Genomic DNA, 20,772 nt, shown 5'->3' with positions numbered 1-20,772 from the left:
GCACGCGGGTATCCGACTGATCGCCATCGACTCCCTGGACGCCAAGCCCTCGTACGAGGGCCTGCGCAATGCCGTCCAGGTCGGCATCCGCTACATCGAGGCATGGTTGCGCGGCCTCGGCGCGGTGGCGATCTTCAACCTGATGGAGGACGCGGCGACGGCGGAGATCTCCCGCTCCCAGATCTGGCAGTGGATCAACGCGGGCGTCGTCTTCGAGAACGGCGAACTCGCCACCCCGGAGCTGACCCGCAAGGTCGCGGCACAGGAGCTGGCCGCGATCCGCGAGGAGATCGGCGAGGAGGCGTTCGCGTCGGGCAAGTGGCAGCAGGCCCACGACCTGCTGCTGCACGTCTCCCTCGACGCGGACTACGCGGACTTCCTGACGCTGCCGGCGTACGAGCAGTTGACGGGCTGAATCTGTCTGTACGTCTGACGACGCCCCCGGTATCGCACACCGCACCGGGGGCGTCATGGTTGGTTCGCGACCACCGATGGCGGACTTGACCGCCGCCGGCACTACCGCATCGAGCGACCGCGGGCTGCCGGCCCGGCCTGCTCCTCACGGCGGGTGCGCAGCAGGAGCGCGACCCAACTGCGGTATGGCGCCCAGTGGTCGCCGATCCTCGCGAGCCGGCGCACATCGGAGGCGTCGGATTCGCTGAGGCCGTACGCCTCGGCCATCGAGGCGTGGAGCCGGCGTTCATGGCGGGGGAAGACGTCGGGGTGTCCGGCGCCGCGGATGAGGATGAGCTCTGCGGAGAAGGGGCCGATGCCGGGCAGGGTCCGCAGATGGGCGAGGGCATCTTCCACTGGCATCGCGCGCAGCCGGGCGGCGTCGAGATCACCGGCGAGAGCCGCGTCGGCGAGGGCGCGCAGCCGTTCGACCTTCGTCTCGGGCAGGCCCGGAACACGGCTGAGTCCGCGCAGGACCAGTGGGGTGGGGAAGGCGTGCAGCGACTCCCCGGCCACGGCGACGCGCTGTCCATGGTGCTCGGCGATGCGGGCCTTGATCGCGGCGGCCTGGACCATCCGGATGCGGTGGCCGATGACCGCCCAGGCCGCGGCCTCGTACGGCGAGTAGAAACACACCGGCCGCAACCCTGGGTACGCCGCGATGAGCTCGGCCACGACGGGATCGCCCTCGGCGAGCCGTGGGAACCCGCCGCCGTCGACGTCCAGCGAGAGGATGCGGGCCAGTTGCGCCCGCACCGCGCTCACATCATCCGATTCCGCAGATGCCACGCCCATCCCGTCCGTGCCCGGATTCCCGCTGTGCACGGCGACATCCGCCCGTACGGTGCCCTCCGAGCTCTGCGCCTGCCTCACCTCCGCGCTCACCGTCGAGTAGCCGTCATCGGCGGGAAAGGCCAGGCGCAGGCCCCTGCCGTCCGAGGCGTCGCGGTATCCGGCGGGTGTAAAGCCCTCCAGGAACCGCATGCTCGCCGCAAGTGAAAACGGCCCGCGCGGGGTGATGGCGATGGCGGTCATGATCAGCCTTCGTGCGTGGTGATGGCGTAGCCCTCGGGGCCGACGAACGTGAACATCCTGCCGAACGGACCATCCTCGGGTGCCTTGACGATGGGGATCCCGGCGGCGTGGAGCCTGTCGTGCAGAGCCTGCGCGTCAGTGGTCCGGAACCACAGGGCGACGCCGAGTCCGGGCCGCTCGACGCTGTCGAGATCCACTCCCGGCAGCGGCTCACGGACGGCGAACGGAACCGGCTCGGTGGCGAACACTACGGCTCCGGGCGGCGAGACAGGCGCCCGGCGCAGCCCGAGCTGCTCCTCGTAGAAGGCGGCAGCCGCTTCGACATCGCGGACCTGCAGAGCGATGAAGTCCGGCCCACCGACGGTGACAGTCATGAGTACTCCTCGTGTTGCATGTCAGGACTTTGACATATGCAGAGGTTAGACGGGGGCGCGCACACATGTCAAACTCCTGACATGCATGATGGGACTCCCTCCAGCCAGGCCCCGCCCGCCGCCGACGTGACCGAGCGCCTGGGATACCGCCTCAAGCGCGCCGCCGCGGCGCTGCGCAACGCCATGGACAGAGCACTGCGTGAGTACGGCCTGACGGTGCCGCAGTACGCCTGCCTCGAACTCCTCGACCAGCGCCCCGGCCTGTCCAATGCCGAGCTGGCCCGCGGCACGTTCGTCACGCGGCAGTCCATGAACGTCGTCCTTCGCGGACTGCAGGACGCCGGCCTCATCACCCGGCCGGCCACCACCGACCGCGGTCGCGCTCTGCCCGCCCACCTCACCGAGGAGGGCCACCGTCGCCTCGCGGCGGCACGCTCCGCCGTCTACGCCATCGACCAGCGCATGAGCGAAGCCGTCCCGAAGCAACGTCTCGCCGAGCTCCTCGCCGACCTCGACCACATGGCGGCGGCACTCGACGGGTGAGAACGGCCGCGCGTCAGGGCCGTTGCGTTCGGATCCGGCAGGTGGCCTGCCGTGGCGGCAGGCGATGGCAGGCGCGGCAGGCGATGGCAGGCGCGGCAGGCGATGGCAGGCGCGGCAGGCGATGGCAGGCGCGGCAGGCGATGGCCTCGTTGATCAACCGGGACAGCGATGACACCTGCGCAAGCGCGGCATCCGGGCGGCCGGTCCGGTGCGGGGCCGCCCGCGTCGGCGGGGACCATGCAGGCGGGCCATCACCTCCGGGAAGGCGGGCACGTCACCAGCCTGTCCGACGGTGAAAACGAGGGCGAGGGGGCGCGGTGGGGCCACCGTCGTCCCCGGCGCCGACGGCCGACCCGAGGTTGGCCTCCCCGAGAGCAAGACCGCCGGCGCCCCTGCGTGCCGCAGACGGTCGCCGAGCAGGCGACCGTCCGCGAAGAGATGCGCTCAGACCACGATGAACGGTTCACCGCGGATGAAAGACACCACGTTTCCGGTCTGATCGACCAGTGTCCCTATGTAATGGAAGACGTGGCGTGCCACGCCGGCGGGAACTGCGATCGGGAACGTCTGCGTCTTGGTGAAGTTTCCGGCAGTGCCGCCGGCGGCCCAGCCGTTCGCGTTGTTGAACGCCTGGTTGACCGCCGCGACGCTCATACCGACGTTGGGGGCCGCCAGCGTCTCATCAACACAGACGAGCTCCAGCGTGTAGGTCGCGGCGCTGTTGCCGAGCACGTTGCCCGCCACCGCCTCCACGATGAGCTGGAAGTCAGCGCTCGGAGGACCCCCGGGGGCTGGTGTGTTCGGCTCGTTGTCCATCACCGTGCTGCCGGTGGACACGGTGATCAGGCGGGTCAGTTCCGCATCGTTAGGTGCTGGCATGGTGGTTTCCCCTCCCTTAAGCCCCTTATGCGTGGGTCTATGGCGATTCAGTAAACGCTGCGGTCCTCGTCGATGCCACGGCGCGCGTAGCGCTCCAGAGGGGCGCATGGACGCGGGGCCACGACCGGTGCAGCGCCCCGGAGCTCCGCTAAAGCGCCGTTTTGCTTGTTGAGCCGCCGGAAGCCGATGAGGGTTGCGGCAGGACAAGGCAGGGCCGACCCTGCGCGTGACTTCCGAGCACCGGACGCCTTTCGTGGAGTCGCCTCGCGGGGCTGAGAGCAGCCGCCTAGCGGACCACAACGGTGCGCTGCGCGGAGAAGTCGCCCCACTTGCCGTCCGGCAGCTTGGCCCTCAGCTTGATGCTGTAGCGGGTGCCCGGCTTGTCCGTGACCGTGATCGTGTACGCCGCCGTCCCTGCGGGCGGCGCGGCGCCCCAGACGATCGTCGTGGCCAACTTCCCGTTCAGGAACAGCTGGTGCTCCTTGACCGGGCCGCCCGTCCGCGGTGGCGTCCAGGTCAGATCGATGGTCCCCTTGCGGGCGGTCGCCTTCAGGCTGGTGGGCGCGGTGCTCGGGCCCTTGCCCGGTGCCGTCGCGGTGGTGAGGTCCACGGGATCGCTGTCGGGCGAGGAGTTCTCGGCGGCGTCCCGGGCGCGCACGGTGAAGGTGTAGACGGTGCCGGGGCGCAGTTCGGTGACGCGAGCCGTGGTCTCCGTGCCGGGGACGCTGTGGATCCGGGAGTCCTCCTGGTAGATGTCGTACGAGGTGATGCCGACGTCGTCCGCGGCCCGCGCCCAGGACAGCGTGGCCGCACGGCTCCCGTCGGCCCGGACGGTGAGCTTCAGCGGTCGCGAGGGCGCGGCGCGGTCCTCCGGCGTGGGGGCCGGAGTGGTGACGGGCACGGCTGCGCTCGGCTCGGAGAGATTGCCCGCGGCGTCGCGTGCCCGGACGGTGAAGGTGTACGGGGTCTCGGGTGTCAGGCGGTCGATGTCGACCATGTTCCTGGTGGCGGGGAGCGTTTTGACCTTGGCGCCCTTCTGGAACACCTCGTAGCCGGTGACCGCCTTGTTGTCGGTGGCCTGGTTCCACATGACGTGGACGGAGGTGGCGCTGCCCGCCTGAGCCGTCACCCCGGAGGGTGTCGTGGGGCTTTCGGTGTCCTTGTCCTTGCCTCCGCAGGCGGTGAGGACAAGGACTGCCGCGCAGGTCAACGCGGCGAGTGTGGGGGGACGTTGCACGGTCGGACCTCCGCGGACGGGGGTATTGGTCCAGACCTATATGACACGGCTGCGGCCCGACCCACAAGAGGGCAGGCAGTCCGGTGTCAGACCCTGGCCGTAGAGTCCTGCCGTCCCGAACACCAGCGCCGCCGGAGCCGCACGTGACCCGCCGTACCCCGCCCCGCCCCCTCGACGTCGAGCAGTTGTTCCCGGAGGTGGCTCCGTTCCGCAAGGAGGCGATACGGCTCCACCCCCGTGTCGGCGAGCCGACGTGTCATGACAGCTCGGTCGGCGGCCCGTTGCTGTGGCCGGCCGACGAGCCGTGGCCCACGTGCAGTGGGGACGACGCCTTGGGAACCGCCCACGAGGGCCCGACACCCTTCGTCCCCATCGTGCAGATCCACCGGGCCGACGCCCCCGGGCTGCCCTTCCCCGAGGGCCGCGACCTGCTCCAGGTCCTGTGGTGTCCCTTCGACCACGGCGATTTCTGCTGTCCGCTCCCCCAGGTCCACTGGCGGAGCACAGCGGCCGTCGGCGAGGTGGCGCCCAGCCCGCCCCCGCCCGCCGAGGCGTCGGAGGACTATGTCCCCAACCCCTGCGCTGTCCACCCGGAGACCGTGACGGAGTACCCCAGTTGGGATCTGGCGCGCCATGTGCTCGACTCGCTCCGGGATCGGTTCAATCGTGTGGAACAGGAAACGGGCTGGCTGTACCAGTTCCACCTCGCCGACGCCCCAGGGATCAAGCTCGGCGGCTACCCGGGCTGGACGCAGGAGCCGTGGTGGCCGGACTGCGACCGCTGCGGGCAGCGGATGGAGCACCTGCTCACCGTGGCGAGCTGGGAGTACGACGGAGAATCCTGGCGCACCTGGCTGCCGTTGGAGGACCGGGCCGTCGTCGACGGCGAAGAGTCCTTCCGCTCCGAACAGGGCCTCGCCGCGCAGAATGCGGCCGGGCTCATGCTGGGCGACGCGGGCGGGGTGTACATCTTCGAGTGCCGGTCGTGCCCCGACCGGCCCATCGGCCACTGCTTCGACTGCTCCTGACCGACAGCCGTTGCGCGGCACGCGTCACGTCAGGCCCGCTCGGCCGGGGGGGCACCAGCACGCGGTGGCCGGCGGTCGTGCCATCAGTCCGTATGCCGACGACGGACGGCGTCGAGTTCGGCGATTGCCAGGGCCGCCTCCTCGCGCACTCCGGCATCGGGATGGTCCAGGCGTCCCGTCGGTGATCGCCCGTACGGCTCAGCGCCGACAGTTCCGTCACGACACGATCCAGCACGCGCGCGTACCTCGTCCACGCAAGGATCGTAGAGGCCCAACGGCGGCTTCCCGCCCGCCTGGGAGGCCGTGCTGGAGCCTTCGTCGAGTCGTGCCCCGTCGGCTCCGTGCCTACGGTGAATGTCCGGCGTAGCCGACGGGAGTCTTAGGGCTTTCTTAGGGCTTCTTGAAGAAGGTCCATCGAACGCCCATCCCGTACCCGGTCACGCATACGCTCTCGTCAACCCCCCACGATCCCGGTGGGCGCGGACGCGCCTGCCGGGGTCCCCTTGTAGGACCGACTTTTCCTTTCGAGGTGCCGTACGCATGAGTTCCCGCCGAGCCGCCAGACCCGTGTCCCGTTCCCATGCCCGCCCCAAGGGTGGACTGCGGGCGCGCAATGTCGTCCTGGCACTCGGCGCGATCACCGTCGTGACGGGCGTCGGAGTCACTCTTGCCACGAGCGGCGGCCAGGGCGGCGCAACGGACCGGGTGAAGACGGACGCTGCCGCCGATGTCCCCGGACCGGCCGATGCCGCGGCGGGCAGCGCCACCCCCCTTGCCACACCCTCGGCCAACCCGAGCGTGACCGCCTCCCCCAGCCCCAGCGTGAAGGCCTCCGCCAAGCCCAAGCCGTCGGCGAGAGCGGCATCACCGAAGGTGACGGCGAAGAGCGGGAGCGGCACGGGTAGTTCGGGTGGCGGGGAGCGACCCACGCCGAGGACCGACTCCGGGTCGGGGTCCGGCTCGGGGTCCGGGTCCTCGAGCGGCGCCGAGGCCCAGGTCCTCGCACTCGTCAACAAGGAGCGCGCGTCGGCCGGCTGCTCGGCGCTCATGTCCAACGCGAAGCTGACCCGGGCCGCGGACGACTACAGCGATGTCATGGCGCGCAGTGGCGTGATGTCCCACACCGGGCCCGACGGATCGACGATGGCCGGCCGCGTCGACGCCACCGGATATCTCTGGTCCGCGCTGGGCGAGAACATAGCCCAGGGGCAGTCCGACGCCGCGGCCGTCATGGACGCGTGGATGCACAGTCCCGGCCACCGCGCCAACATCCTCAACTGCTCCTACAAGGAGATAGGCATAGGCGTGCACTTCGGGGACGGCGGCCCCTGGTGGACGCAGGACTTCGGCGCAAGCCGGTAGGACCGACTGGCGCAAGCCGGTAGGACCGACTACCGCTCGTCGCCCGCCAGCCCGAACGACACTCGCACCCGAGCCCCGCCCATCGACGCGCGGGTGATCTCCAGCTCCCCGCCCGCCGCTCCGGCCGCACGCGCCACGATGTCCAGGCCGAGGCCCGTGGAGCCGCCGACGCTGACGCCCCGGGTGAGCGCGGCCTCCGGGTCGGCAACGCCGGGACCCGCGTCCTCCACCGTCAGCAGCACATGCCGGTCGGTGCGCTCCACGCGTACGGCGAAGGCAGTGCCCTGCGGAGTGTGCCGGAAGACGTTCCCGATCAGCGCGTCCACGACCGCGGCGAGGTCGTCCTCGAGGAACCGCACGGGCGTCGGCCGCGGCGTGAAAGAGCGTTCGTACAGCCGCTCCTGCTGGGTGGCGAGCACCGACCAGAAGTCGAGCCGCATCGCCACCACTTCGGTCACCTCGCAGGGGCGCGCCGGAATCATCCCGTTCGCGGGGCCTGCGGCCAGCGGGGTGCGGGCGGCGGTAATGATCGAGTCCAGTTCGCTCTCCAACTGCGCGACGGCCTCCGTGATCCGCCGAGCGCCCGGTGAACCACCCAGCAGGTCCGCCTCCAGATACAGCGCGGTCAGCGGGGTCCTGAGCCGGTGCGAGAGATCGGCGACCATCTCCCGCTCGATGGCGAGCAGTTCCACGACCCGGTCGGCCATGGTGTTGAACGCGGCCCCCGCTTCCTGCAGCTCCGGCGGACCGTCCGGGTCCACCCGTACGTCGAGATCCCCCGACCCCAGGGCCAGCGAGGCACGCTTCAGGCTCCTGGAAGAGCGGACGACGCGGGCGCCCAGCCGGTCGGCTACCAGCACCGAGCCGCCCACCAGGCCGAGCGCGAGCAGCGACATGACGCCCCACGAGGCCCACACACCCCGGGTCAGATCCCCGGCGGGCACGTATGCCTCGACGACCGCCACCCGGTTCTGGGCGAGGACGACGGGCTGGAGATAGACCCATCCCTCGTCGGTGTCGAGCGCCAGCGTCTCCCGTTTGCCCACCGCGCGGTTCAGCGCATCCTGCGGCGCATGCAGAGTGCCGACGAGCCCGCCGTCCGGGAGCCGTACGGCGAGCCGGTCGTCCGAGCCCAGGCCCGAGACCGCCTGCTGCACATCGGCGGGTCTGGTGGTCAGGGCGAGTACCGGCGAGAGAGCGGCCGCACGCTGCTCGGCGGCGGTCGTCACCCGGTCCCGGGCCTGTTCGCGTACGAGCAGGGCGAGCGGAACGAGAAAGGACAGCGCGACCATCAGCGTCGCGGCGAGGGACATCCCTGCGAGAGCGCGTCTCATGACGGAGAGGCGACCAGCTTGATCCCGATACCGCGCACCGTGTGCAGATAGCGGGGATCCGCGGGCTTTTCACCCAGCTTCCTGCGCAGTGCCGAGAGGTGAACGTCGACCGTCTGGTCCTCGAGATACGGCTGCTGCCACACCTCGGCGAGTATGCGCTGCCGGGATATGACCTGGTCGGCGTTGCGCGCGAGATAGGCGAGCAGGTCGAACTCCCGCCGGGTCAGAGAGAGTTCGCCGCCGTCCAGGTGCGCGGTTCGGGCGAGCGGGTCGATCCTGAGCCCGGCGACCTGGAGAACCGGCTGCCGGCCGCCGTCGTCCACGGCCGGCCCGGACCGCCGCAGCACGGCCGCGATCCGCGCGGCGAGCTGGCCGCCCGAGAAGGGCTTGACCATGTAGTCGTCGGCTCCGGCATTGAGGAGCCTGATGACCTCCGTGTCGTCGTCGCGGGCCGTGGCGACCAGCACAGGCACACGTGAGATGCCCCGGATCATCCGCAGCACGTCGAGACCATCCAGGTCGGGCAGTCCGAGGTCGAGCACGACGATGTCGGGCGGGCCCTGGGTGACCTGCCGCAGCGCCTCGAAACCCTGGTGAGCGGTCTTCACCGCGTACCCGTGTCCGGTGAGGACCTCGATCAGCGCGGCCCGGATGACTGGGTCGTCCTCGACGACAAGTACGGAGGCCATGAGCAGGCACGTTAGCGCGTCCGCCAAGATGGTGTCGTGCCCCGGTACCTGCGTTACGTGCTCATCTGGCTGTCCTGCACGACCGCCAGCGTCACGGCCGTCATGATCACGGTCCATTTCGTCGTGGGTTCGACCAGACCGACGGCGCCGGTCGCGCAGTCGGCGGCAAAGGACTTCGCCGCCTCGCCGCATGCCTCGGAGACACCGCGCCCCAGCGCCTCCCCGAGCCCGGAGCCCACCCCGAGCCCGTCTTCGTCCAGGCCAACTCCGCCCCGGAAGACGGACAGACCCCGTACGGCGTCGCCAACCCCCGCCGCCCGCACGACGCCTCCTCCTCCGGAGGAGCCGTCCGGGGCGTCGGGTGGCGAGGGCTGCGAACAGGGCGGTTCGGGTGTGCACACCATCGCGTCCCAGGGAGGGAAGGCCACCGTGCGCTACGGAAGCGGAGGGGTGTGCCTCATCTCGGCGGTGCCGAACCAGGGCTTCACGGCGAGCACCACACAGAGCGCGCCCGACACCCTGACGGTGACGTTCGCGGGCGACCGGCACCGCTCGGAGATCACGGCGACGACCGTTCCCTCGGACCGGGCCAGTGTGCGCGAGACGTCCTTCTGAGGGCGCCCGGTCTCAGCACCGTCCCGGGCGCCTTCACGGCACACGTCTCGCCCGCCGCCCAACGGGGCGGAGGGCCCGCGTCAGGCGATCCGCGTCCCCGTCCCCGTGACCCGCACCCGGGTGTCGCCCTGGCGCAGTTCCACGGTCAGCACCCCCGGGCGGCCCATGTCCTCGCCCTGGTGGAGGGTGAGCACCGCCGCCCCGGGGACCAGGCCGAGTTCTCGGGCGTACGCGCCGAACGCACCTGCCGCAGCGCCCGTCGCCGGGTCCTCGACCACGCCGCCCACCGGGAACGGGTCGCGCACATGGAAGACGCTCTCCGACTCCCGCCACACCAACTGCACCGTGGTCAGATCGAGACGGCGCATCACAGCCTCGAGGCGTTCGAAGTCGTACGCCAGATCCGCCAGCCGCTCACGGGTCGCGGCGGCGAGAACCAGATGCCGGGCGCCGGCGAAGGCGATACGGGGCGGCAGCGCGGGATTCAGATCGGCGGCCGGCCAGTCGAGCGCGGCCAGCGCCTCGGCGAGGTCGGCGTCCGCGATGTCCTCGCTGTGCGGCTCGACCGTGGTGAGGGTGGCCCGCAGCGCCCCGCCCTCCTCGTCCACCGTCACCGGCACGGCCCCCGCACGCGTCGCGAACAGCAGGTCGCCGGTCCCGATGCGCTCGCCGAGGGCGATGGCGGTGGCGACCGTGGCATGCCCGCAGAACGGCACCTCCGCCTTGGGGCTGAAGTACCGGATGGTGAACGCCCGTCCGGGCTCCCCGCCGAGCCCCTCGGGCGGCGCGGACAGGAAGGCGGACTCGCTGTACCCGAGGTCGGCGGCGATGGAAAGCATGTCGGCATCGTCGAGCCCGGAAGCGTCGAGGACGACCCCTGCGGGGTTGCCCCCCTCGGGGTCGCCGGAGAAGGCGGTGTAACGCAGGACTGCGGCCTTGGTCGTCATGCTCGGCGGAACTGCGGACCGGAGTGGTTTGTTCCCGGGGTCAGGGGTTTCGTGCCCCCGCGCCCGGGGGCCGAGGCGTCCCGGTCAGGTCCGCCGGGCGGATTCGCGCCATCCGCCAGATCCTGGAGACATGCGGCTGCGACTGAAGGAACGGAAGTCCGCCCACCACCGCGGGCACGGAACGGTCGGGGTGCACATCGAGCCCACTCGGGCAGGTGGCCTCGTCTACGAGACGCTGAGCGCGATCTTCGGCCTTGCCCCTGCCCCGCCCGGGGCAGGGCGGATCCTCTCGGACGGCGGCCCCGTGGTGTCCACGCTGTCCTTCGACGTACGCAGGCGGCGGCCTCTGAACGAACCGGTTCTGCTTCCCGAAGCCGTCCCCGCGCTTGTCTACGGTCGCCCGAAAGACATCCAGCGGCTCGTTCTCGGCCTCCAGGAGCACTTCACGGTGGAGGACAAGACGCTCCGCGGGCTCGGTCACGGGGAGCAGGAGCACGAGCTGCGGATCGGCCCGAAGCAAGGCGTCTGACAGCGGCCGACGGGGCCGGGCCGGTCGCGGATATCGGCTGTGGGCCCGGCCGCGTGACGGTGCATCTGGACTTCCTCGGGTTGAGTGAAGGTGCGCCTTGAGCACGCCTACGGTCACGCGCCGTCGCTCGGCGTCTACCGGCTGCCGCCCGACCGTGTCGCCGAGCAGCTCGCCGGGGCGGGTCTGGTGGAGGTCGCCCGGCTGGTGCGCGAGCCCGACCGGCGCGAGAACACCCCGCAGGCCTTCCTCCTGGCCCGCAAACCGGGAAAGTCGTAGCGGGCGATGAGTTTCGGGGGCCGGTGGGGTCTGCCTGTGTATGGACAACACTTCGCAGACCCCCGCCCCCGACCTCCACCCCGCCGCACGCGCCGTGGCGCAGTTGATCGACGGCATCGGCGACGATCGGCTCGGGGACCCGACACCATGTCCCAAGTACGCCGTACGGGAGCTGCTCGGCCATCTCGTCGGGCTGTCCACCGCCTTCCGGGACGCGGCGCGCAAGGACCTCGGCCCCACGACCGATACGGACCCGGGGTCCGTGCTGCCGACGCTCCACGGCGACTGGCGCACCGTGCTTCCCCAGCGACTGGACGAACTGGCGGAGGCCCGGCAGCGGCCGGGCGCATGGGACGGCGACACCCAGGCGGGCGGCGTCACCTTCCCGGCCGCGATCGCCGGACGCGTCGCCGTCAACGAACTCGTCATCCACGGCTGGGACTTGGCGCGCGCCACCGGGCAGGACTACCAGCCGGGCGAGGCGAGCCTTCAGGTGTCGTACGAGCTGATGAAGCCGACGGGGGACGACCCGAGCCAGGACGGGATGTTCGGCCCGGTCGTGGCCGTGCCCGAGGACGCGCCGCTGCTCGACCAGGTCGTGGGCTTCAGCGGCCGCCGGCCCGACTGGCGGCCCGGGGACTGACCGGGACCGGGCAGCCGGGTCTGACCGGCCCGCGGACAAAACCGGATGTGCCGGGAGCAGCCCGATGCGATGCTCCCGGCATGGCACGTCGTGTGAAACCCAGTCTCTACTTTTCCGTCGACATCGAGGCCGACGGTCCGATCCCGGGCCCGTACTCGATGATCAGCCTCGGCGCGGCGGTGGCGGGCCGCCAGGACGGTGACGGCTATGCGCCGGAGGACCCCGAGGCGTACACCTTCTACCGTGAACTGCGTCCCATCAGCGAGGACTTCGTGCCCGAGGCCCTGGCCGTCAGCGGGCTCGACCGGGACCGGCTGATCGCCGAGGGCAGCGAACCGGCCGTCGCGCTGGCCGAGTTCAGCGACTGGGTGCGCGAGGTGAGCCCGGGCGCCCAGCCGGTGATGTGCGGCTACCCGGCCTCGTACGACTGGACCTTTCTGTACTGGTATCTGATCCGCTTCACCGGGGCGAGCCCCTTCGGGCACTCCGGATGCCTGGACATGAAGACCTTGTACGCGACCAAGGCGCGGCTCCCGCTGCGGGCTGTCGCCAAGGGCACGATGCCACGCGAACTGCTCTCCCGCCGGCCCCACACCCACCACGCCCTGGACGACGCGATCGAGCAGGCGGAGCTGTTCAGCAACCTCATGGCGTGGCCGGGGCGCTGATCCCGCGCGGGCTCCGACGGCCACCGCCCTGACCCCGGGCACACCACAGCGGGCGCCGTCACAAGCAGTTAAGTTGTGCACAACTGAATAGCGGGCTACTTTCTTGTAGGACACAGCCACGCAGGACGCGGCGAAGGAGAAGCCCGCCATGGATTTCGTCAGGTACGAGTCGTACACCCCCGTCGAGCGGCCCACCTACCAGCAGGAACTGGACGAGGTCGTCCGCAATGTCGGCCGGCGCACCCGGGAGTCGGTCGAGCGGCAGCACGTGGGCCGAGCGGTCCGGACCGCTCACGGCAAGACATACGGACTGCTCAAGGCAGCCGTCACGGTGGGTGAGGTTCCGGGGCCGTACGCCCAGGGGATCTTCGCCGGGCCCGGCACCTACGACGCGGTCGTCAGGTACTCCAACGGGCTCGGCCATCTGCGGGCCGACTCACTGCTCGGCGCGGCATGCGGCATGGGCATCAAGATGTTCGGCGTGCCCGGCGCATCGCTGCTCGCCGACGAGGCCGAGGCGACGACCTTCGACCTCAACCTGATCAACAACAAGGTCTTCTTCGCCAATACGGCCTACGACTACATGGTCATCGAGGAGCTGTTCGCCGAGCTGCCCGACGCCTTGGTGAACCCGGCGCGGCGGAAGTCGTGGATGGGCGAATTCCTCACCCGGCGGGGAACCTTGGACACCTCGGACGAGTGGCTGTGGGACGAGCTGTTCGCGATGCTGTCCTTCACGCGGGTCCCGCGGCAGAACCTCTTCTCGTACACGTACAACAGCATGGGCGCCTTCCGCTACGGCGACCACATCGCCAAGGTGCGGACCGTGCCGGTCTCGCCCGTCACGCACCCGACGGTCGATGTGCAGGCGGACGGCGAGGCGTTCCGCACCACGCTCGTCGCGGAGGCCGCCGAGCGGGACCACGTCTTCGAGCTGCAGGTGCAGCTCAATGCCGATCTCGCACGGATGCCGGTGGACAACACCTCGGTGGAGTGGCCCGAGCAGCTGTCGCCGTGGGTGACGGTGGCGACGATCGCCATTCCGCGGCAGGACATCGGCGGCGAGGAGAACCTGGCCGCCGCGGACGGCACTTCGATCACGCCGTGGCGCACCCGTGAGGACCACCGGCCGATCGGTGAGATCCAGCGGGTCCGCGAGGAGGTGTACCGCCGCTCGTCCATCGAGCGGCACCGCATCAACGGGCAGCCGCGGGTGGAGCCGGCGAGCAGCACGGAGCTCCTGGGCTGAACTTCCGCGCGCCGGAGGGCTGTACGACACTTCCGCACTCTGATAGGAAAGCTTCCTAACAGAACACCCGGAACGACGAACTCCCTATGGAGGCAAGGTGCCCGCCCCCCACGCTCGCCCTGCACGTCCGCTCAAGCTCATCCCCCGTATCGCGCTCGGCGTGGCTCTGCTCGCTGTGCCTGCCACCGCCTTCGCGGCCACGTCCGGCGAGCCCGCGCCGCAGGCCGGCGTCACCGCAGCCCCGGCCGCCGTCGGCCTCGACGACCCGGCGAAGAAGGAGATCGCCATGCAGATCGTGTCCAGCGCGGAGAACTCCTCGCTGGACTGGAAGGCCCAGTACAAGTACATCGAGGACATAGGCGACGGCCGCGGCTACACCGCCGGGATCATCGGCTTCTGTTCCGGCACCGGCGACATGCTGGATCTGGTCGAGCTCTACACCGACCGCAAGCCCGGGAACGTACTGGCCAAGTACCTGCCCGCGCTGCGCAAGGTCGACGGCAGCGACTCGCACCAGGGCCTCGACCCGAACTTCACCAAGGACTGGAAGAAGGCCGCCCAGGACTCGGAGTTCAAGAAGGCCCAGAACGACGAGCGCGACCGGGTCTACTTCAACCCCGCAGTCAACCGAGGCAAGCAGGACGGCATCGGCGCCCTCGGCCAGTTCATCTACTACGACGCGATCGTGATGCACGGCGACGGCGGCGACTCCACCAGCTTCACCAGCATTCGCAAGAAGGCCCTCGCCAAGGCCAAGACACCGGCCCAGGGCGGCGACGAGAAGACTTATCTCAATGCGTTCCTCGACGCCCGGGTCTGGGCGATGAAGCAGGAGGAGGCGCACGAGGACACCAGCCGGGTCGACACGGCCCAGCGCGTCTTCGTCAGGAAGAACAACTTCAACCTCAACACCCCGCTCGACTGGAAGGTGTACGGAGAGAGCTTCCACATCGACTGACGCATCGAACGGCGCATCGAACGAATGGAGGGCCGGGACCCGTGCGGACACGCACAGGCCCCGGCCCTCCGGCCTTTCAGAAACGATCGATTCGCTCATCTCCGGTGAACTACTTGAGCACTTGACCAAAATGGTAAAAACCGACCACTTCGCAACGCTCTCCCGTCGCCAACCGTCAGGCTCGGCTGAAGCCGATCCGCAGCGTCGTCACCCCCGCGTGCAGCGTGTGCTGAGGCAGCGTCTCCGGTCCGCAGGAGGCGCTGCCGATGCCGTGGTGGCCGGCGTCGAGGTTCACGAACACCCCGTCGCGCGGGGTGAGTTCGGCAGCGTGCCGGGCCGCATCGAGATCCTCGGAGGTCCATCGGCGGACCGTGAGGTCGAAGTGCGGCGCTCCGGTGAGCAGCAGTCCGCCGCCGTCGCCACTCAGCAGCGCCCGGCGCACTTCGCGGCGGTTGCCGTTCTCCTGCGGGCGTACGTACGGAGTCTGCATCTCGTCGACCGTGAGGCGGTGGCGGCCGGTCCTGGCCGCTGCCGTCGTGTCGCGGTATGCCTCACCGGGGCCCAGGCCGAACCACTCCACGGTGTCGATCCATCCCGGGCACTCCATCCGCACGCCGATGCGCGGCAGCGGGTCGGGCCACTTGCCGGTGGGCTCGGCCGTGAGATCGAGCCACAGCAGGTCGCCGTCGGTGTGCCAGCGGTACGTCGCGGTCATGGCGGCGTCGGTGCCGGCTGCCGCGACGCGGGTGGTGACGGTCAGCCCGTCCTGACCTGCGTCGAGGCCGAGGAGCTTGTGGGTGAGCCGGTGCAGTCCACGCTCCCGCCAGCGGTCGGCGAGGCGCGGGCCGAGTTCGTCGTTGTCGGTGGGGGCGCGCCACAGATCCAGGCGCGGCCCGTCGAGGTCGAGACCGCCGAGCGCGCGCAGTCGTCCGGTGGCCGCGTCGAAGACGGCCGGGCCGAGTGTGATCCGTCCGCCGTCGCGGGTGGCGGCGGCGCGGGGGCCGGGGGTGTGCGGAACCGGGGCCGCCGCGGATACGGCCTGGCCCCAGGCGATCTCGTGTCCCTTCCGGGCCCAGGGCTCGTCATCGGCGAGTTCGGCGACGACGGTCAGCACCTGCTCGCCGGTGGACGGGGCAGGCAGCACGGGCCGGGGCACGGCCGCACTCTCGCCGGGCGCGAGCGGCGGGACCGCCAACTCCCCCGCCCCGCACGGCCCTTCCCCGTCCTCCGCATGCCAGCGGAAACGCAGATGTGCGGTGTCGCGGAAGTCATGGCCGTTGCGGACCCGGATCTCCGCGGCGGAGAGGTCGATACGCAGCGGCTCGACGACCTTCTTGTACTCGATCAGTCCCGGCGAAGGTGTCCGGTCGGGGAAGACCAGCCCGTCGGCGACGAAGTTCCCGTCGTGGACGGGCTCGCCGAAGTCGCCTCCGTACGCGAAATACTTCCTGCCGTCCTCGGTGCGCCGCGCGATGCCGTGGTCGATCCACTCCCAGACGAAGCCGCCCTGGAGCCTCGGGTAGGTCTCGAACAGCCGCTGGTACTCGCTGAGCCCGCCGGGGCCGTTGCCCATGGCGTGGGCGTACTCGCAGAGGATGAAGGGCAGTCGGCGCCGGTGCTCGTCGAGAGCCGGATCCTCGGTTTCGGGCTCCTTGCCGGTCCCGATCAGCTCGGTCTCGGCATGGTCGGCGTACATCCTGCTGTAGACGTCGACATAGCCGCTGTCCCAGTCGCCCTCGTAGTGGATGGGGCGGGCAGGGTCGCGGGTGCGGGCCCACTCGGCCATCGCGGCCAGGTTGGCGCCGGTGCCGCTCTCATTGCCCAGCGACCACATGATGACGCTGGGATGGTTCTTGTCCCGCTCGACCGTGCGGGACATCCGGTCGAGATATGCGTCGCGCCATTTCGGGTCGTCGCTGGGGTTGTCCCGCCAGTCGTCGAGATAGAAGCCGTGGGTCTCCAGGTCGCATTCGTCGACGCCCCAGAGCCCGAACTCGTCGCACAGGGAAAGGAATTGGCTGCTCGGCGGATAGTGGCTGGTGCGCACGGCGTTGATGTTGTGCTGCTTCATCAGCAGGACATCGCGCAGCATCGTCTCGTACGAGAGGGTGCGCCCGGTCTGGGGATCCCATTCATGGCGATTGACGCCGCGCAGCAGGATGGGGCGGCCGTTGACGAGCAGCTGACCGCCCTCGACGGATACGCGACGGAAGCCGATCCGGATCGTGACGCGATCCGTGTCGGTGGTCACCTCGGCTTCGTAGAGGTGGGGTTGTTCGGCGGTCCAGGGAACGACACCGGCGACGGTGTGCGGGCCTGACGGGTCCGCGTCCGTGATGCCGAGGCCGGGGACGCTGAGCCTGGCGGGTGCGCCGCCGGTGTCGACGGACAGGGTTCCGGCGCCCGTCAGATGGTCGAAGTCGGCGTGGACGAAGAAGTCGTCGATGCTCCCTTCGGGGCGGGACAGCAGCGCGACGGGCCGGAAGATGCCGGACAGCCACCACATGTCCTGGTCTTCCAGATAGCTGCCTGCGGACCACTGGTGGACGCGTACGGCAACGGTGTTGCGGTCGGGCTTCAGGGCGCTCGTGACATCGAACTCGGTGGGCAGTCGGCTGCCCTTTCCGTCGCCGAGGTGCTCGCCGTTGAGCCACACGGCGAAGCAGGAGTCGACGCCGTCGAAGCGCAGGACGCTCCTGCCTGCGGGCCAGGCACCGGGGAGCTCGAACTCCCGCCGGTACTCGCCGGTGGGGTTCTCGTCCGGGACGCGCGGCGGGTCGACCGGGAAGGGGTAGACCACATTGGTGTAGGCGGGAGCGCCGATGCCCTGCATCTGCCAGCAGGACGGTACGGCGATGCTGCCCCAGCCGGAGTCGTCGAAGCCGGGATCCTCGAATCCGGCGGTGAGCCCGGCGAGTCCGGGGGCGACGTGAAAGCGCCACTCGCCGTCCAGGGGGATGCGCGGAGCGTCGGAGTCGAAGGCGGCGCGGGGCGCGCGGCGGCCGCTGCCCGGGGCCCGGGATTCGACGTAACTGGTGTCGGGCTCAGTCGAGTCGGTCATAGTGCGGCCCATCCTTTGCGGACGACCTATTGCCGTCAAGGGTGAACACACAAGACGCTCAACATGATCGAAAATCGATCAGGGAGCAGTCCCGGCGGCACCGCACGAGGAGCGGATCCGCAGCTCCGGGAGCAACTCCAGGTGTCTGCGCGGCTGCTGGGGCTGTCCGCATCCCGCCTCGCCCAGCCGTTGCAGCAGCAGCTTCGCCGCGAGCTCGCCGACCGAGCGCTTCGGCGGGGCGACGGCGGTCAGCGGCACATCCGCGAGTTCCGCCACCTCGTCGTCGTAGGCGATCAGGGCCAGATCCCCGGGCACGGAGATGCCGCGCGCCCGCAGCCGGGGCAGCAGCACGATGGCGTCCTCGTCGCTGTGGACCAGCGCCGCGGTGACGCCGTGCTCGGTCACGGCCTCGACGAGATACTCCACCGACGCGTCGTAGCGTTCCTGTTCGGTGCTTCTGGGCTCCGTGCCGAAGGGCGAGCCCGGTACGGGCCGCAGGCCGAGTGTCTCCACCGCGGCCAGATATCCCGTGGTTATCTGCGAGGCGTGCGGGCCGTCCTGGATCACCGCGGCCACCGCCTCATGGCCGAGCGCCGCGAAGTGACCGACTGCCGCCGCGGCGCCATGGGCCCGGTCGGTACGCACCCGGTCGAGCACGGCGGCCGGATTGCCGGCCGGCGCCCAGCGCTCGACGAGCACCACCGGCGCGGTGCAGTCGAGCAGCCATTTCTCCTGGCCCCCGACGGGCACTCCGCCGAACCAGCCCGGTGCGACCAGCAGCCCGTCGGCGCCCGCGGACAGCAACCGCTCGGCCTGCACCGGGTCCTCGCTGTCGAGATAGCCGGACATGCCGAGCACCAGCCGTCCGCCCCGCGCCTCGACGGCGTCGCGGGCGCCGCGTACGACGTCGGCGAAGATGTGGTTCGTGGTCGGCACGATCATGGCGATGACCGCGCCGGATGCGGCGTCCGTAGCTGGCTCCGGCTCGAGCGCTCGCGCGTCGGATCCACCCGGCCAGACCACGGCGCCGTGCAGACGCCCCAGCCGCCCCTGGGCGGCGAGCAGTTCGACATCGCGGCGCAGGGTCACGGCCGAGACCTCGAGTTCGGTGGCAAGGTCGGAGATCCGCAGACTGCCGCGTTCGCGGACGAGTTCGAGCACCCGCTCATGACGTTGGCCGACATGGAATCGCATCGTTCCCCCTGGTTCCGATCCGCCGGATCGTACACCCGGACACGCGAACGTATCGATCGGTTGCGATCGATACGTTCGCGTAACGGGATTCGGACGTCGGTGGAGGGCGGATCAGTGGACCGCGACCGCCTCCGAGCCGGTCGATGTGGTCACCGGGGTGTCCGAACTCCTCTTCTGTCCCAGGTGGTTGAAGGCGAGGTTGAGAGCGATCGCCACGATGCACCCGGTGGAGATGCCAGAGTCGAGGACGACGAGGGCGTCCTTGGGGAAGGCGTGGTAGAACTCCGGCGCGGCGATCGGGATCAGTCCGATGCCGACGGAGGCTGCGACGATCAGCGCGTTCTCGCCCTTCTCCAGGGCGGCCGAAGCCAGCGTCTGGATGCCGCTTGCGGCGACCGAGCCGAAGAGCACGATGCCTGCGCCGCCGAGGACCGGCAGCGGAACCAGGGCGATGACGGACGCGGCGACCGGGCACAGACCCAGCAGGATCAGAATGCCGCCGCCCGCGGCGACGACGAACCGACTGCGGACCTTCGTCATTGCGACCAGGCCGATGTTCTGGGCGAAGGCACTGCACATGAAGCCGTTGAAGAGCGGGCTGATCGCACTGCCGAGGGTGTCGGCACGCAGACCGCCCTCGATGGTCCGCTCGTCCGCCGGCCGTTCGACGATCTTGCCGAGCGCGAGCATGTCCGCGGTGGACTCGGTCATACAGACCAGCATCACGATGCACATCGAGACGATCGCGGCGATCTCGAACTGCGGGGCGCCGAAGTGGAACGGCGTCGGGAAGCCGACCACATCGGCGTTCTTGATGGCGTCGAAGCTGGTCATGCCCATCGGGACGGCGATGACCGTGCCGACGACGAGACCGAGGAGGATGGCGATCTGCTGGAGAAAGCCGCGCAGGAATTTGCGCAGGGCGAGCACGATGACCAGGGTCAGCGCGGCCATCCCGATGTTCTTCATCGAGCCGTAGTCGGAGGCCGTGGAGTTGCCGCCCTGGGACCAGCGGAAGGCGACGGGCAGCAGCGAGACACCGATCAGGGTGATCACCGTGCCCGTGACGACGGGCGGGAAGAAGCGTACGAGCTTCGAGAAGTACGGAGTGAGGACGAAGCCCAGCACGCTGGCGACGATGATGGCGCCGAAGATGACGGTGATGCCGTCGGCTCCCCGGTCCTTGCCGATGGCGATCATCGGCGTCACACCGGCGAAGGAGACTCCGTTGACGAACGGGAGCTTCGCTCCGACCTTCCAGAAACCGAGGGTCTGAAGGAGGGTGGCTATACCGGCCGTGAAGAGGCTCGCCCCCATCAGGAAGGCGGTCTCCTTGGCGCTGAGGCCCACGGCGGGCCCCACGATCATGGGCGGGGCCACCACGCCCGCGTACATCGCGGCCACATGCTGCAGTCCGCTGGTGAACATTTTCAGAGGAGGCAGGGTCTCATCGACCGGATGCCTTCCCTCCGGTGCTGCGACTGCATCTTTCGGAAACCTGGGCTGTGCGGCCACGGGTGATTCCTCCGGTCGGTTACGCGTCTGGCGGTGACGCGGGTGCAGGGAGGTGGTGCGAATGGTGCAGCGGTGAGCCCGGTGCTTCCGGGGTGCGAAGACACGAGTCACCGTCCCGGGGGGTGCGGCACCGATAGGCGCGTCGGTGAACACCACCTAACGCCATCCGGAGCAAGATCAAAT

The 20,772-nt window shown here is 70.0% G+C and carries 21 protein-coding genes and 2 pseudogenes; 11 read left to right on the top strand and 12 right to left on the bottom strand.

Annotation, left to right across the window (positions count from 1 at the left end; genetic code table 11):
- Positions 1–16: 16 nt before the first annotated feature.
- Positions 17–415, top strand: a pseudogene (locus ABZS64_RS10640) (malate synthase A); the annotation flags it as partial.
- A gap of 101 nt (positions 416–516) precedes the next feature.
- On the opposite strand, the gene ABZS64_RS10635 reads toward ABZS64_RS10640, so the two are convergent.
- Together ABZS64_RS10635 and ABZS64_RS10630 are read right to left on the bottom strand one after the other, a co-directional pair.
- Positions 517–1,488, bottom strand: coding sequence for a DNA-3-methyladenine glycosylase 2 family protein (locus ABZS64_RS10635; protein ID WP_355826140.1), 972 nt, complete (start codon positions 1,486–1,488; stop codon positions 517–519).
- A 2-nt stretch (positions 1,489–1,490) separates the two neighbouring features.
- On the bottom strand, positions 1,491–1,862 hold the full coding sequence (locus tag ABZS64_RS10630; protein ID WP_355826137.1) for a VOC family protein: 372 nt from the start codon (positions 1,860–1,862) through the stop codon (positions 1,491–1,493).
- Positions 1,863–1,943: 81 nt separating this feature from the next.
- Here ABZS64_RS10630 and ABZS64_RS10625 point away from each other — a divergent pair, with 81 nt between their 5' ends.
- On the top strand, positions 1,944–2,405 hold the full coding sequence (locus ABZS64_RS10625) for a MarR family transcriptional regulator (RefSeq protein WP_355826134.1): 462 nt from the start codon (positions 1,944–1,946) through the stop codon (positions 2,403–2,405).
- 128 nt (positions 2,406–2,533) lie between these two features.
- Here ABZS64_RS10625 and ABZS64_RS10620 read toward each other — a convergent pair.
- The 3 genes and pseudogenes from ABZS64_RS10620 to ABZS64_RS10610 all read right to left on the bottom strand — a co-directional run.
- Positions 2,534–2,720: pseudogene (locus ABZS64_RS10620) on the bottom strand (IS5/IS1182 family transposase); the annotation flags it as partial.
- A gap of 129 nt (positions 2,721–2,849) precedes the next feature.
- Positions 2,850–3,242, bottom strand: a complete 393-nt coding sequence (locus ABZS64_RS10615) for a hypothetical protein (protein ID WP_355826133.1) — start codon at positions 3,240–3,242, stop codon at positions 2,850–2,852.
- 328 nt (positions 3,243–3,570) lie between these two features.
- Positions 3,571–4,521 carry a fibronectin type III domain-containing protein gene (locus ABZS64_RS10610; RefSeq protein ID WP_355826132.1) on the bottom strand — a complete coding sequence of 317 codons (951 nt, stop codon included), beginning with the start codon at positions 4,519–4,521 and terminating at the stop codon, positions 3,571–3,573.
- 143 nt (positions 4,522–4,664) lie between these two features.
- Between ABZS64_RS10610 and ABZS64_RS10605 the strand changes: the two genes are divergently transcribed.
- Together ABZS64_RS10605 and ABZS64_RS10600 are read left to right on the top strand one after the other, a co-directional pair.
- The gene (locus tag ABZS64_RS10605; RefSeq protein ID WP_355826129.1) at positions 4,665–5,549 is read left to right on the top strand and encodes a DUF1963 domain-containing protein; all 885 of its coding nucleotides are present in this window, start codon (positions 4,665–4,667) and stop codon (positions 5,547–5,549) included.
- Between the two features lie 540 nt (positions 5,550–6,089).
- Positions 6,090–6,911 (top strand): CAP domain-containing protein, encoded by an 822-nt coding sequence (locus tag ABZS64_RS10600; protein ID WP_355826126.1) that lies wholly within the window; start codon positions 6,090–6,092, stop codon positions 6,909–6,911.
- Between the two features lie 29 nt (positions 6,912–6,940).
- Here the strand turns inward: ABZS64_RS10600 and ABZS64_RS10595 are convergent, their stop codons facing one another.
- The 3 genes from ABZS64_RS10595 to ABZS64_RS10585 are packed head-to-tail and all read right to left on the bottom strand — an operon-like array spanning position 6,941 to position 9,257.
- A complete protein-coding gene (locus ABZS64_RS10595; RefSeq protein WP_355826124.1) occupies positions 6,941–8,245 on the bottom strand; it encodes a HAMP domain-containing sensor histidine kinase in 1,305 nt (434 codons plus the stop codon).
- Positions 8,242–8,934, bottom strand: a complete 693-nt coding sequence (locus ABZS64_RS10590) for a response regulator transcription factor (RefSeq protein WP_355826121.1) — start codon at positions 8,932–8,934, stop codon at positions 8,242–8,244. The genes ABZS64_RS10595 and ABZS64_RS10590 overlap by 4 nt, the downstream gene beginning before the upstream one ends.
- Before the next feature lie 53 nt (positions 8,935–8,987).
- A complete protein-coding gene (locus ABZS64_RS10585) occupies positions 8,988–9,257 on the bottom strand; it encodes a hypothetical protein (RefSeq protein ID WP_355826118.1) in 270 nt (89 codons plus the stop codon).
- Between the two features lie 70 nt (positions 9,258–9,327).
- Here ABZS64_RS10585 and ABZS64_RS10580 point away from each other — a divergent pair, with 70 nt between their 5' ends.
- On the top strand, positions 9,328–9,549 hold the full coding sequence (locus tag ABZS64_RS10580) for a hypothetical protein (protein WP_175256797.1): 222 nt from the start codon (positions 9,328–9,330) through the stop codon (positions 9,547–9,549).
- 80 nt (positions 9,550–9,629) lie between these two features.
- Here the strand turns inward: ABZS64_RS10580 and ABZS64_RS10575 are convergent, their stop codons facing one another.
- Positions 9,630–10,496 (bottom strand): PhzF family phenazine biosynthesis isomerase, encoded by an 867-nt coding sequence (locus ABZS64_RS10575; RefSeq protein WP_355826114.1) that lies wholly within the window; start codon positions 10,494–10,496, stop codon positions 9,630–9,632.
- Positions 10,497–10,626: 130 nt separating this feature from the next.
- On the opposite strand from ABZS64_RS10575, the gene ABZS64_RS10570 reads away from it, so the two are divergent.
- The 6 genes from ABZS64_RS10570 (at position 10,627) to ABZS64_RS10545 (ending at position 14,819) form a co-directional block, all read left to right on the top strand.
- The gene (locus tag ABZS64_RS10570; protein ID WP_355826111.1) at positions 10,627–11,025 is read left to right on the top strand and encodes a hypothetical protein; all 399 of its coding nucleotides are present in this window, start codon (positions 10,627–10,629) and stop codon (positions 11,023–11,025) included.
- 84 nt (positions 11,026–11,109) lie between these two features.
- Positions 11,110–11,301, top strand: a complete 192-nt coding sequence (locus ABZS64_RS10565) for a hypothetical protein (protein ID WP_355826108.1) — start codon at positions 11,110–11,112, stop codon at positions 11,299–11,301.
- A gap of 40 nt (positions 11,302–11,341) precedes the next feature.
- Positions 11,342–11,944, top strand: a complete 603-nt coding sequence (locus tag ABZS64_RS10560; protein WP_355826106.1) for a TIGR03086 family metal-binding protein — start codon at positions 11,342–11,344, stop codon at positions 11,942–11,944.
- 80 nt (positions 11,945–12,024) lie between these two features.
- A complete protein-coding gene (locus ABZS64_RS10555; RefSeq protein ID WP_355826103.1) occupies positions 12,025–12,612 on the top strand; it encodes a 3'-5' exoribonuclease in 588 nt (195 codons plus the stop codon).
- Positions 12,613–12,760: 148 nt separating this feature from the next.
- Entirely contained in the window at positions 12,761–13,861 is a 1,101-nt protein-coding gene (locus ABZS64_RS10550) for a catalase family protein (protein ID WP_355826100.1), read from the top strand.
- A gap of 97 nt (positions 13,862–13,958) precedes the next feature.
- Entirely contained in the window at positions 13,959–14,819 is an 861-nt protein-coding gene (locus ABZS64_RS10545) for a chitosanase (protein ID WP_355826097.1), read from the top strand.
- A 175-nt stretch (positions 14,820–14,994) separates the two neighbouring features.
- On the opposite strand, the gene ABZS64_RS10540 is transcribed toward ABZS64_RS10545, so the two are convergent.
- The 3 genes from ABZS64_RS10540 to ABZS64_RS10530 all read right to left on the bottom strand — a co-directional run bounded on the left by ABZS64_RS10540 (position 14,995) and on the right by ABZS64_RS10530 (position 20,589).
- Positions 14,995–17,880 (bottom strand): glycoside hydrolase family 2 TIM barrel-domain containing protein, encoded by a 2,886-nt coding sequence (locus tag ABZS64_RS10540; RefSeq protein WP_355826095.1) that lies wholly within the window; start codon positions 17,878–17,880, stop codon positions 14,995–14,997.
- Positions 17,881–17,958: 78 nt separating this feature from the next.
- On the bottom strand, positions 17,959–19,074 hold the full coding sequence (locus ABZS64_RS10535; protein WP_355826092.1) for a substrate-binding domain-containing protein: 1,116 nt from the start codon (positions 19,072–19,074) through the stop codon (positions 17,959–17,961).
- A 111-nt stretch (positions 19,075–19,185) separates the two neighbouring features.
- Positions 19,186–20,589: a nucleobase:cation symporter-2 family protein gene (locus ABZS64_RS10530; RefSeq protein ID WP_355826089.1), complete on the bottom strand. Its 1,404-nt coding sequence runs from the start codon at positions 20,587–20,589 to the stop codon at positions 19,186–19,188.
- Between the last annotated feature and the right edge of the window lie 183 nt (positions 20,590–20,772).

Source organism: Streptomyces sp. NPDC005408 (assembly GCF_040606445.1).
Taxonomy (GTDB): Bacteria; Actinomycetota; Actinomycetes; order Streptomycetales; family Streptomycetaceae; genus Streptomyces.
Note: the sequence above shows the minus strand (reverse complement) of the source record. Positions and strands in the feature narration are given on the sequence as shown.

What these genes read in the sequence shown, in the direction of transcription:
- ABZS64_RS10635 (WP_355826140.1), bottom strand. Translation starts at nt 1,488, where the DNA reads ATGACCGCCATCGCCATCACCCCGCGCGGGCCGTTTTCACTTGCGGCG.
- ABZS64_RS10630 (WP_355826137.1), bottom strand. Translation starts at nt 1,862, where the DNA reads ATGACTGTCACCGTCGGTGGGCCGGACTTCATCGCTCTGCAGGTCCGC.
- ABZS64_RS10625 (WP_355826134.1), top strand. Translation starts at nt 1,944, where the DNA reads ATGCATGATGGGACTCCCTCCAGCCAGGCCCCGCCCGCCGCCGACGTG.
- ABZS64_RS10600 (WP_355826126.1), top strand. Translation starts at nt 6,090, where the DNA reads ATGAGTTCCCGCCGAGCCGCCAGACCCGTGTCCCGTTCCCATGCCCGC.
- ABZS64_RS10595 (WP_355826124.1), bottom strand. Translation starts at nt 8,245, where the DNA reads ATGAGACGCGCTCTCGCAGGGATGTCCCTCGCCGCGACGCTGATGGTC.
- ABZS64_RS10590 (WP_355826121.1), bottom strand. Translation starts at nt 8,934, where the DNA reads ATGGCCTCCGTACTTGTCGTCGAGGACGACCCAGTCATCCGGGCCGCG.
- ABZS64_RS10575 (WP_355826114.1), bottom strand. Translation starts at nt 10,496, where the DNA reads ATGACGACCAAGGCCGCAGTCCTGCGTTACACCGCCTTCTCCGGCGAC.
- ABZS64_RS10570 (WP_355826111.1), top strand. Translation starts at nt 10,627, where the DNA reads ATGCGGCTGCGACTGAAGGAACGGAAGTCCGCCCACCACCGCGGGCAC.
- ABZS64_RS10560 (WP_355826106.1), top strand. Translation starts at nt 11,342, where the DNA reads ATGGACAACACTTCGCAGACCCCCGCCCCCGACCTCCACCCCGCCGCA.
- ABZS64_RS10555 (WP_355826103.1), top strand. Translation starts at nt 12,025, where the DNA reads ATGGCACGTCGTGTGAAACCCAGTCTCTACTTTTCCGTCGACATCGAG.
- ABZS64_RS10550 (WP_355826100.1), top strand. Translation starts at nt 12,761, where the DNA reads ATGGATTTCGTCAGGTACGAGTCGTACACCCCCGTCGAGCGGCCCACC.
- ABZS64_RS10540 (WP_355826095.1), bottom strand. Translation starts at nt 17,880, where the DNA reads ATGACCGACTCGACTGAGCCCGACACCAGTTACGTCGAATCCCGGGCC.
- ABZS64_RS10535 (WP_355826092.1), bottom strand. Translation starts at nt 19,074, where the DNA reads ATGCGATTCCATGTCGGCCAACGTCATGAGCGGGTGCTCGAACTCGTC.